The following is an 11,160-nucleotide window of genomic DNA, read 5'->3' as shown; positions in this document are numbered from 1 at the left end:
GCATACCCATATTCCCAAAAGCCCATTCTAAATCATCTAACTGTTGAAAACGAGAAGCTTGTGGCAAAAAATTATCAGTACACAATTGCCTCGCTAATGTTTCATTTTTTCCTTGTAAAAAAAGGATAACGGCATCTAACGTTTTTAGGTAATCACTACGAAGAGCATAAATTCTTTGGCAATTTTCAGACACTATAGCATCTGTAGAAAAAGCCATATTAAAAAGTTGCTGAAATGTATTTTTAGTAAAGAGAGATAAAATAACTTCAATCCCTAAATCTGACTGAAATGAGGAAATATCTTTTGTATTCAAAAACCCCTTAATATAAGCCGTTGCGGGATACGGTGTATTTAATTGGGTAAAAGGTGGTGTTATTAAAAGAAGGTCTTTCACAAAGTTATTTTAGAACAATGCTGCAAAGATAACTGTTCCCATATTCATTATTCAATATCTCACGCACCGCCTCTTGATAAGCTCTAGGATTATTAGCTTTTTTAATCTTTTTAAATGCTTTATGCGGATTAGAAGTTGACAGTGCAAAATACTCCCAAAAACCACGCATTTTCATTTTTATAGGCGTTGGTCCAGATAATGCCTCGTCGTATTGCTGATAAATGGTATCATGAAATTCCGAGAAAATTTTCCAACGGTCTTTTGGGTATTCTGTAGTATCATTCTTAATCATACCAGGTAGAAATGGGTCGGCAATTAATCCTCTACCCATCATAAAATGGTCAATACTAGGAAAACGCTCCTTCATTTCCTTAAACTTAGCAACCGTGGTTATATCTCCATTATAGTACAAAGTATGCTTAGTACTCTCTATACATTTTTGGAATGCATCTAAATCTACTCCCCCTTTATATAATTGTTTGCCAATACGTGCATGAATGGCAACATTCTTTAACGGATACTTGTCTAGAATAGGGAAAACATCTAATATTTCTTCTGCATTTTCATAACCCATTCGCATTTTCATAGAAATCACCACATCTGTTTCATCGTGAGCTCGTTGTAAAATATGGTCTATTTTCTCAGGATTACAAATGAGTCCGCTACCCATACCCTGCTTCGTTACCATTGGGTAAGGACAACCTAAATTCCAGTTCAGCTCTTTGTATCCTAAACTCTGAATATACTTTACAACAAATAAAAACTCATCGGCGTCGCCGGTCATTACCTGCGGTATCACTTCTAAAGTGGTATTATTCTCTGGCTGTAAATCTTTCTGGTACGAGTTTTTAATAACCATTTTTCCATTCAAACGAATGTATGGCGCATAGAATGTATCAATACCTCCAAAATATTTATGGAAAGCATTTCGAAATCTAAAATCGGTAAAACCCTGTAATGGGGATGATAATAAAGTAACTGACATGTATGTTTTACTGCGTTAGGTGCAAACTTTTCAATTTTGCAACAACAGATTCAGCTGCAAAAATAGCGCCTTCCATGTAACCAGAGTGATGTTTTGATGTTTCTGCACCAGAAATAAACAATTTATTATTGAATAAGGGTGTTTGATACATTGCATGTCCCCCATTCTGATGTGGAAACAAATTAGCTACCTGCCTGTTAGATTTTGTAAACTCTTCATCATACCAAGTTGTTTCATAATATGATTCATATTGCAAAGCTTCTTCTCCGAAAACCATTTTTAACTGGGCTTCAATTTTCTCTATACGTTGTTCTTTGGTAAAACGAGCACAACTACCAGATGCAAATCCGACAAGTGCGTACGACTCATTTTCCACATTAGATTGATCATAGAATTCTGTCAATGGACCAACATTGCTGAATATGGTACCTGACTTTTCTTGATCTCTCCAAAATGGCTTCCTGTACGTTAAGGCAACTTTTATGGAGTCTTGCATCCAAGTGTGGGTCTGTTCTGCCAATGCAATAAAATCATTTGGTAACGCCGGAGAAAATTCTATTTGGTCTATTAATGCTGCAGGTGGCAATGTCGTAATAACAATATCGGCATTTAATGTGCGTACATGTGTTTTCACCTCAGCCCTATTTTCTAAAATATGAACCTCTTTAACGACTTCAGATAAAGAGATAGTATTTGGTTTTAGTTTAGCAGCGATGGAATTCAATAAATCTACCGTACCATTTTTAAAGCGATAGCTTGGACTATTTTTTGGTACTGTAATTTCTTGAGGTGGCACATTTGAAAATGTTTGAAAATAAGAGGTACCGGTCATAAATTGTTCAAAGAAAGGAACATTGAATTCTTCTATGATATCCAATAAATGAAAATGACTATCATTAAACCAAGTAGCGCCCATTTCAACTTTAGCGTTACCCGATCGTAAGGTGTGTATTCTACCACCAATTCTATCTCGTGCCTCTAATATTTTGACATTAAAACCTAATTCTTGTAAACGATACGCAGACAATAAACCCGTTAATCCAGCGCCGATAATAATTACCGATGTATTCATAAGTTAATAAATACTGATTAAAAAAAATTATAAAGTCTTTGACTGCAGTACACTGACCGTTACCAATAACTGACCAATATGTCTTTGGCTATGCTCTGCCGCATGAAATAGAAGTCCGATTACGGTAGACGGCAACTTCTTTCTACCCACTGTTCTTTTTTCGGTAAGCGAAGATTCTGGCAATGTTTTAAAGTATGCTATAGCTTCGGCAACCTTTGTCGAGAATTGATCTTGCAAATCGACCACTTCGGTGTTTAAATTAAAAGCACCTTCCCTTTTTAAGAATTGAAATTGCTCATCTGATAACGGTTCGCCCTTAGCATAGGTCAACATTCTATCTAGTACACCTGTAATATGATTCATATGAAACCCAACAGAAGCTCTACCAGACGTTTTTGCCCATAAAAGTTCTTTAGGAAAATCAGCAGTATACTCTTTAAGTTCTCTTTCAGATTGTAATAATGCGTGAGCAGCAGGTTGTAGTAAATCTGGAACACCTTGTATAGGTCCACTCAACCAAAATTCATATTCTTCATTTTTCATAGTAGTACTTCCTAAATATCGCTGTGTTTAAAGTCTCTCTTGTATTACTGAACTTACTACATAAAACAGAATTATTATAGGTATCGCCATGAATTTCATGGTAATGATAAGCACTAGACTAATAATTAAAAAGATATAACGCATTGCATTATCCTTAAAACTAGTATTCTTGAATTTTAATGCAAATAGCGGCAAATTGGCATTTAGCAAATAGGCACCTACCAACGTTAATATGATCAAGAACCATTGATTAAGAATTAAGCTATTGAGAAAATCATTGTTTTGATATAAAAGTATGAGAGGTAAAGAAAGTATTAAAAGTGCATTTGCAGGGGTCGGTAAACCGATAAAGGAAGACGTCTGATTTTCATCTATATTGAATTTCGCCAAACGATAACCGGATGCCATTGTAATTATAAACCCTAAAAACGGAATTAAATGTATGAACTGAAACTTACCAGCTTCCATAAAAAAGTGAGAACCATCTCCCCATCCGCTAGTTTGCGACATTGCCAATAATTGAAACATAACAATACCAGGCACTAGCCCACTTGTAATCATATCCGCTAGAGAGTCTAATTGCAAACCTAATTCACTTTTTACATCTAGAACACGAGCCGCCAATCCGTCAAAAAAATCAAAGAAAATACCTAGTGCAACAAATATAGCAGCAAGCTCTAACCTGTTCATAACAGCAAACATGGTAGCCACACAGCCACAGAAAACATTTAATAAAGTAATAAAATTAGGAATATGCTTTTTCATAATAATCTGTCTAAAATCACAATTTCAAAAAGGAAAAATACCTCATCTCAATTATTGCTCTAAATTAATATAATTATATGGTGGTAGTGGTATTCTTACCTAAAAAGCGCTTAGACCATCAATATTCTTTAAATCACCAGAAGTTATCCATTGAAATTAGTGGAGCACAACAATCAAAATTACAGTCTCTTAAGTATATGATATTTAAATATAAACTATTCTTTAAATGGGCATATCACAAATCAATTCTTAAATAAAAAATATTATGCACGCATAGTATTGTTTAGTTGATATTTTAGAATTAAATTTTAGGCTATGTAATAATTTCATAAAAAAATTGATGTTTTACAACAAATAGTCTTAAATACTAACCATTAAATACATTTCCAAAAAATGAAGATTAAAAAGGTTTTAGTAGCCAACAGAAGTGAAATTGCAATTCGTGTATTACGTGCCTGTACAGAGCTGAACATAAAAACAGTTGCTATTTACACTTATGAAGATCGCTATTCTCAACACCGAAACAAAGCCGATGAATCTTATCAAATTGGTGAAGATAATCAGCCATTAAAACCTTATTTAGACATTCCACAAATTATAGCTTTGGCTAAGGCTAAAAATGTAGATGCCATTCACCCTGGTTACGGTTTCTTATCTGAAAATTCTGAATTTGCAAGACAATGTGCCGCTAACGATATCATTTTCATTGGTCCAGATCCAAAAGTGATGGACGCTCTAGGAGATAAGATTACCGCCAAGAAAGTTGCGGTAAAATGTAACGTTCCTATTATTGAAAGTAATAAGAAAAAATTGACTTCACTTAAAGTTGCCCTGACCGAAGCCGCAACCATAGGTTACCCCATAATGCTAAAAGCTGCCTCTGGTGGTGGTGGTCGTGGTATGCGAATCATTAGAAAAGATGATGATCTTGAAATGAATTTTGATTCTGCCAGAAACGAAGCACTAAATGCTTTTGGCGATGATACTATGTTTCTTGAGAAATATGTAGAAGACCCAAAGCACATTGAAGTACAAATTGTGGCGGATAATCACGGTAACATTCGCCATTTACATGAGCGCGACTGTTCTGTACAACGCCGTCACCAAAAAGTGGTAGAAATAGCGCCTTCACATAATGTTAGCGAAGAAGTTAAACAGAATCTTTACAAATATGCCGTTGACATTGCCAAAGAGGTAAATTATAACAATATTGGAACGGTAGAGTTTTTAGTAGACCCTAATGACAACATTTATTTTATTGAAGTAAACCCAAGAATACAAGTAGAACATACGGTTACTGAAATGGTTACCGGTATTGACTTGGTAAAAACTCAAATATTCGTCGCAGGAAATTATAAATTAGACAGTCAGCAGATTAAAATATTTGGCCAAGAAACGATTGCTACCTATGGTTTTGCATTACAATGTCGTTTAACTACAGAAGATCCAGGTAATAATTTTACCCCAGATTACGGTACGGTAACTACATATAGAAGTGCGTCAGGTATGGGAATTCGTTTAGATGCCGGTAGTATTTACCAAGGGTATCAAGTGAGTCCGTTCTTTGATTCTATGTTGGTAAAAGTATCATCTCACGGTAGAACACTTGATGGTGCCACCCGTAAAATGGTACGGGCATTAAAAGAGTTTAGAATTAGAGGTGTTGAAACCAATATTCATTTCTTGCAGAATGTCATTCAGCATCCTACGTTCAAAGATGGAAAAGTCACTGTGAATTTTATACAGAACACTCCTGCCCTATTTGATATTAAACTTTCGCAAGATAGAACCTCAAAGGTGGTGAACTTTCTTGCCGAAGTTATCGTAAACGGTAATTCCGATGTAAAGCATATTGATGAAAGCAAAGTTTTTAGAAATGCCAAAGTACCAAAATTCAATCCGCTAGAACCTCATACTAAGGGAACAAAAGATATGCTGACCGAAATGGGTCCTGAGAAATTTTGTGCTTGGTTAATGGATGAAAAAAAAATTCATTACACAGATACCACCATGCGCGATGCGCATCAATCTCTTTTAGCTACGAGAATGCGTACGTATGACATGTTACGTGTTGCCGAAAGTTATGCCAAAAATCACCCAAACACTTTTAGTATGGAAGTTTGGGGTGGTGCTACTTTTGACGTTAGTATGCGCTTTTTGCACGAGAGTCCGTGGACGCGTTTACGTGAACTTAGAAAAGCGGTGCCAAATATCTTATTTCAAATGCTACTTCGTGGATCAAACGGAGTAGGTTACAAAGCATACCCTGATAACTTAATTGAAAAATTTGTTGAGAAATCATGGGAGAACGGTGTAGATATCTTCAGAATTTTTGATTCGCTTAATTGGGTAAAAGCAATGGAACCTAGTATAAATTATGTACGTAATAAAACTGGTGGTATTGCAGAAGCAGCTTTGAGCTATACGGGGGATATTCTAGATGTAAACGAAACTAAATACAACCTAAAATACTACACCCAGCTTGCAAAAGACTTAGAAAATGCCGGTGCGCATATAATCGCCATCAAAGATATGGCAGGTCTTTTAAAGCCTTATGCCGCCACAGAATTGGTGACAGCATTAAAAGACACGGTAAAGCTACCTATTCATTTACATACGCATGACACCTCATCATTACAGACAACTACATACTTAAAGGCAATTGAAGCCGGTGTAGATGTAGTAGATGTAGCATTAGGCGGATTATCTGGATTAACGTCACAACCCAATTTTAATTCGGTTGTAGAAATGATGAAGGGTCAGCCAAGAGCACACGAGTTTGATATGCCAAAGCTGAATCAGTTTTCTAATTACTGGGAAGATACAAGAGAGTTGTACTACCCGTTTGAATCTGGATTAAAATCTGGTACTGCAGAAGTGTATGGTCATGAAATACCTGGTGGGCAGTATTCAAATTTACGCCCGCAAGCAACAGCATTAGGACTAGGAGATAGATTTGACGAAGTAAAGAAAATGTACGCTGATGTCAATAAACTTTTTGGAAACCTGATCAAAGTAACGCCGAGTTCAAAAGTAGTAGGTGACATGGCTATATTCCTGGTAACCAATGAACTTAGTACTGAAGATGTTATGACACGTGGAGAGGAAATATCTTTCCCTGATTCTGTTATTAGTTTCTTCATGGGAGACTTAGGTCAGCCAGTTGGCGGATTCCCTAAAAAGCTTCAAAAAATCATTCTCAAAAACAAGAAGCCGTACACAAACAGACCAAATGCACATTTAGCACCAACAGATTTTGACAAAGAATTTAAAGCCTTTAAAAAGAAGTTTCAAAAAGGATTTACACGTGCCATAGAAATGGAAGATTTTCTTTCATATACACTATACCCTAAAGTGTTTGAAAAAGCACATGAAAATTACAAGCTGTATGGCAATCTAGCGCTGGTACAAACAAAGCATTTCTTCTACGGCATGAAACTACGTGAAGAAACCTTAATAGAATTAGAACCGGGTAAAACCGTAATTGTAAGATTGCTTTCTGTGGGTATACCAAATGAATTAGGAATGAGAACCGTATTCTTTCAGGTAAACGGTGAAAACAGATTCGTAGATGTTTTAGACACTTCCTTAAATCTAAAAATTGAAGAAAACGAAAAGATAGATCCAGCAAACGATGACCAGATCGGTGCTCCGTTACAAGGATCTCTATACAAAGTTTTGGTCAAAAAAGGTCAAGAAGTAAAAGAGAACGATCCTTTATTTGTTATTGAAGCCATGAAAATGGAAACTACGGTAACAGCCTTTAAATCTGGTAAAGTAGCATCAATTAGCTTAAAAGAAGGTAGTATGGTAAAACAAGATGATTTGGTTGTTACCATCTCATAAATTCTATATATTTCTTTTTATCACATATTCATAAAGCCACCTAATTTAGGTGGCTTTTGTTTTATTTGACCTGTAGTACAACCAAATCACCATCTTTTACAAAAAATTTAAAAAATCCAACCTGCTTCAAGTCTGTTATTATTCGCATCTTTGCAACTGCTATGAACTAGTAAAGATATGTTCAGAAAAATCACATTTCTTTTAGTACTCCTTTCCACTGCATTTTTGGCTAGCGCTCAAAATGCACAACTTTCGCCATTATCAAAAATCAGTTTACTTACTGTTGGTACAGGTGAAGATTTAGCTGCAAAATTTGGGCATAGCGCCATACGCTTACAAGACCCTACCCTAGGTATAGATGAAGTATATGGTTACGGCACTTATGATTTTGAAGACCCAAACTTCTACTTAAATTTTACCCGCGGTAAACTATCCTATACCATTTCTAGAATTCCGTTCAAATATTTTGAATACTCTTACCAACAAGAAAAACGGTGGATAAAAGAACAAGTATTAGACCTCAATTTAGAACAACGCAATAGTATTGTCACCTACTTAGAAAACAACTTGTTACCTGAGAACAAGAAATACAAATATGATTTTCTGTTCGATAATTGCGCCACTAGAATACCAACGGTGTTCGAAAAAACTTTAGGCAGCACATTCAAATTCAATTATAACCATTTAGAAGAGCAATTAACGTTTAGGGAGTTAATTCGGTTAAAACTGAATCCGAATTCATGGTCCAATTTCGGCATTGATTTAGCTTTAGGCTCTGTAATAGACAGAGAAGCATCTCCATATGAGCATTTATTCTTACCTATTTATGTGTATGAACAAATGAAGCATACCACTTTAGATGGCAAACCGATAGTTAAAAAAGAGACGGTATTATTAGACATACCAGAACAAGAGGATAGGTCATTACTATTTTTAACTCCGTTATTTTGGCTTAGTGTATTACTGCTATTAGTCTGTTATATTACCTATAACGATTACAAAAATTTACGTAGAAATAAATGGTTAGACTTTGGGCTTTTTGCAGTCACCGGGTTATCAGGTGTACTTATATTATTCCTATGGTTTGCAACAGATCACTTAGCTACCAAAGCCAATTTTAATTCACTTTGGGCATTTGCTCCAAATATAATAATCGCATTTATGATGATTAAGAGGCAGATTCCGGCATGGATGATAACTTACATCATATTTTCAACCATATTACTTGGTATCACTTGCATGCTGTGGATATTTAAAATTCAAGTGTTTTCCATATTATTAATCATCGTTTTACTAGCATTAGCTATTCGTTATTTGTATCTCATATATTATTTTAAGAGTAAAAAAATAACCGATAAATAAAATAAGTTACCCTACATGAATCTACTTACCGTTGAAAATATTTCCAAAGCCTATGGCGAACATGTTCTTTTTGACAACCTCTCTTTTGGTATCAATAAAGATCAAAAAATTGCCTTGATCGCTAAAAACGGTACAGGAAAAACATCTATTCTTAATATACTTTCAGGTGCAGATACACCAGATAGCGGACAAGTAAATTACCGTAAATCTACACGTGTATCCTTCTTGGCACAAGAGCCTAAAATGGACCCTAACTTAACTGTTGAGGAAACTATTTTTGCATCTGACAACGAAGTTTTACAAGTCATCAAAAATTATGAAAAAGCCCTTTTAAATATAGAAGAGGCAGATGCCTATCAAAAAGCATTTGAAGCAATGGACCGTTTTGAAGCTTGGGATTTTGAAACGCAATACAAGCAAATTCTATATAAACTAAAGTTAGACGATTTAAATGCCAAGGTGGGTAAACTTTCTGGTGGGCAAAAAAAGCGTTTAGCATTGGCAAATGCCCTTATCAACAAACCAGATCTTTTGGTTTTAGATGAACCTACCAACCATTTAGATTTAGAAATGATAGAGTGGTTAGAAGAGTTTTTTGCCAAAGAGAACATGACCTTGTTCATGGTAACACATGATCGTTACTTTTTAGAGCGTGTTTGTAATGAAATTATAGAATTAGAAAACGGGAAGCTATATCCATATAAAGGAAACTATTCTTACTACTTAGAAAAGAAAGAAGCCCGTATAGAGCAAGAAGCGGTAGAACAGCATAAAACTGAATTGTTATTTAAAAAGGAGTTAGATTGGATGCGCAGACAACCAAAAGCGCGTACTACCAAATCTAAATCTAGAATAGATGATTTCGCTGTTATAAAAGATAAGGCAAGCCAACGCAGAAAAGACCACCAAGTTCAGTTAGAACTGAACATGGAGCGTATGGGTAGCAAAATTCTTGAACTACATAAAATTTCAAAATCTTTTCCCAACAAACCAATTCTTGACAAATTTGAGTATGTATTTCAAAAAGGAGAGCGTATTGGTATTATAGGAAAGAACGGAACAGGTAAATCTACTTTTTTGAATATATTAAGTGGTCGTGACCAGCCTGACAGCGGTAAAGTTGTTGTGGGTGAAACTATCAAGTTTGGTTACTATACACAGAAAGGTATTGAAATAAAAGAAGGCCAAAAAGTAATTGATGTCATTAGAGAGTTCGGTGACTATATTCCATTAATGAAAGGCAGACAGATTTCTGCACAGCAGTTATTGGAGCGTTTTCTATTCGATAGAAAAAAACAATATGATTTTGTAGATAAATTAAGTGGTGGTGAGCGCAAGCGACTTTATTTGTGTACCATATTAATACAGAATCCTAATTTCTTAATATTAGATGAACCTACCAATGATTTAGATATCGTTACACTAAACGTATTGGAAAGTTTCTTAATGGATTTTCAAGGATGTTTAATGGTGGTTTCTCACGACCGTTACTTTATGGATAAAATTGTAGATCACCTATTTGTATTTAGAGGTGATGCTGTGGTAGAAGATTTTCCTGGTAATTATTCTGACTACAGAGCTTATGAAGACAGTCAGGTTTTAGAAAAGAGAGAGCAAAAAGAAGCTCAGACAACAACCAAGACAAATTGGAAAGAACCAGCTGCTTCACCAAAAATATCTTACGCAGAGCAGCAAGAGTACAAGAAACTGGAAAGAGAAATTCAGAAATTGGAAAAATCTAAAGTAGCACTACAGGAGAAATTTACTGATAGTTCCTTAAGTGGCGATGATATCAAGAACCTTTCTATTGAACTAAAAGAGGTTACAGATGCCATTGAAACCAAAACAGAACGTTGGTTTGAGCTTTCTGCGTTAATGGAAGGTTAACATCCATTATAGCATACATACTTCACATTTATTAGATCCATAAAAATAGTAGACGAATGATTTTTACCATTCGTCTATAGTTAAATGACGCCCAACGACGAGCGGCAAAATATGTTTGGTCTTGCCTGTACTTTAGCAGTGTAAAACAAATATTATGAAATCAATTATTCTTTTAACCGCTCTTTTCTTTACATGTTTCTTCGCTCAGGCACAAGCTAACAATGAGGATGTTTCTGTAGAGATCGAAACTGCACAAGTAGAGATGGTTCAGACAATTGAAAGTAATGATATTATTGTTCCAACAAT

At 35.2% G+C, this 11,160-nt stretch carries 7 protein-coding genes and 1 pseudogene; 3 read left to right on the top strand and 5 right to left on the bottom strand.

What is annotated here, in order from left to right:
* From ABJI11_RS18770 to ABJI11_RS18750, 5 genes and pseudogenes are all read right to left on the bottom strand, one after another.
* A pseudogene (locus ABJI11_RS18770) lies at positions 1-394 on the bottom strand (radical SAM protein); the annotation flags it as partial.
* Positions 395-398: 4 nt separating this feature from the next.
* Positions 399-1,379, bottom strand: coding sequence for a tRNA-dihydrouridine synthase family protein (locus ABJI11_RS18765; protein WP_348355876.1), 981 nt, complete (start codon positions 1,377-1,379; stop codon positions 399-401).
* A 7-nt stretch (positions 1,380-1,386) separates the two neighbouring features.
* A complete protein-coding gene (locus ABJI11_RS18760; RefSeq protein ID WP_348355873.1) occupies positions 1,387-2,451 on the bottom strand; it encodes an FAD-dependent oxidoreductase in 1,065 nt (354 codons plus the stop codon).
* Between the two features lie 27 nt (positions 2,452-2,478).
* Positions 2,479-2,994 carry a DinB family protein gene (locus tag ABJI11_RS18755; protein WP_348355870.1) on the bottom strand — a complete coding sequence of 172 codons (516 nt, stop codon included), beginning with the start codon at positions 2,992-2,994 and terminating at the stop codon, positions 2,479-2,481.
* A gap of 27 nt (positions 2,995-3,021) precedes the next feature.
* Positions 3,022-3,759, bottom strand: coding sequence for a CDP-alcohol phosphatidyltransferase family protein (locus tag ABJI11_RS18750; protein ID WP_348355867.1), 738 nt, complete (start codon positions 3,757-3,759; stop codon positions 3,022-3,024).
* 393 nt (positions 3,760-4,152) lie between these two features.
* Here ABJI11_RS18750 and ABJI11_RS18745 point away from each other — a divergent pair, with 393 nt between their 5' ends.
* The 3 genes from ABJI11_RS18745 to ABJI11_RS18735 all read left to right on the top strand — a co-directional run bounded on the left by ABJI11_RS18745 (position 4,153) and on the right by ABJI11_RS18735 (position 10,854).
* Positions 4,153-7,605 carry a pyruvate carboxylase gene (locus ABJI11_RS18745; RefSeq protein WP_348355864.1) on the top strand — a complete coding sequence of 1,151 codons (3,453 nt, stop codon included), beginning with the start codon at positions 4,153-4,155 and terminating at the stop codon, positions 7,603-7,605.
* A gap of 177 nt (positions 7,606-7,782) precedes the next feature.
* Complete coding sequence (locus tag ABJI11_RS18740) at positions 7,783-8,967, top strand: DUF4105 domain-containing protein (RefSeq protein ID WP_348355861.1); 1,185 nt, start codon at positions 7,783-7,785, stop codon at positions 8,965-8,967.
* A gap of 15 nt (positions 8,968-8,982) precedes the next feature.
* A complete protein-coding gene (locus tag ABJI11_RS18735; RefSeq protein WP_348355858.1) occupies positions 8,983-10,854 on the top strand; it encodes an ABC-F family ATP-binding cassette domain-containing protein in 1,872 nt (623 codons plus the stop codon).
* Positions 10,855-11,160 lie beyond the last annotated feature (306 nt).

The organism is Maribacter sp., from assembly GCF_039968975.1.
Lineage (GTDB): Bacteria > Bacteroidota > Bacteroidia > Flavobacteriales > Flavobacteriaceae > Maribacter.
The sequence above is the reverse complement of the archived record's forward strand: the minus strand, read 5'-3'. Positions and strand labels throughout refer to the sequence as shown.

What these genes read in the sequence shown, in the direction of transcription:
- ABJI11_RS18765 (WP_348355876.1), bottom strand. Translation starts at nt 1,379, where the DNA reads ATGTCAGTTACTTTATTATCATCCCCATTACAGGGTTTTACCGATTTT.
- ABJI11_RS18760 (WP_348355873.1), bottom strand. Translation starts at nt 2,451, where the DNA reads ATGAATACATCGGTAATTATTATCGGCGCTGGATTAACGGGTTTATTG.
- ABJI11_RS18755 (WP_348355870.1), bottom strand. Translation starts at nt 2,994, where the DNA reads ATGAAAAATGAAGAATATGAATTTTGGTTGAGTGGACCTATACAAGGT.
- ABJI11_RS18750 (WP_348355867.1), bottom strand. Translation starts at nt 3,759, where the DNA reads ATGAAAAAGCATATTCCTAATTTTATTACTTTATTAAATGTTTTCTGT.
- ABJI11_RS18745 (WP_348355864.1), top strand. Translation starts at nt 4,153, where the DNA reads ATGAAGATTAAAAAGGTTTTAGTAGCCAACAGAAGTGAAATTGCAATT.
- ABJI11_RS18740 (WP_348355861.1), top strand. Translation starts at nt 7,783, where the DNA reads ATGTTCAGAAAAATCACATTTCTTTTAGTACTCCTTTCCACTGCATTT.
- ABJI11_RS18735 (WP_348355858.1), top strand. Translation starts at nt 8,983, where the DNA reads ATGAATCTACTTACCGTTGAAAATATTTCCAAAGCCTATGGCGAACAT.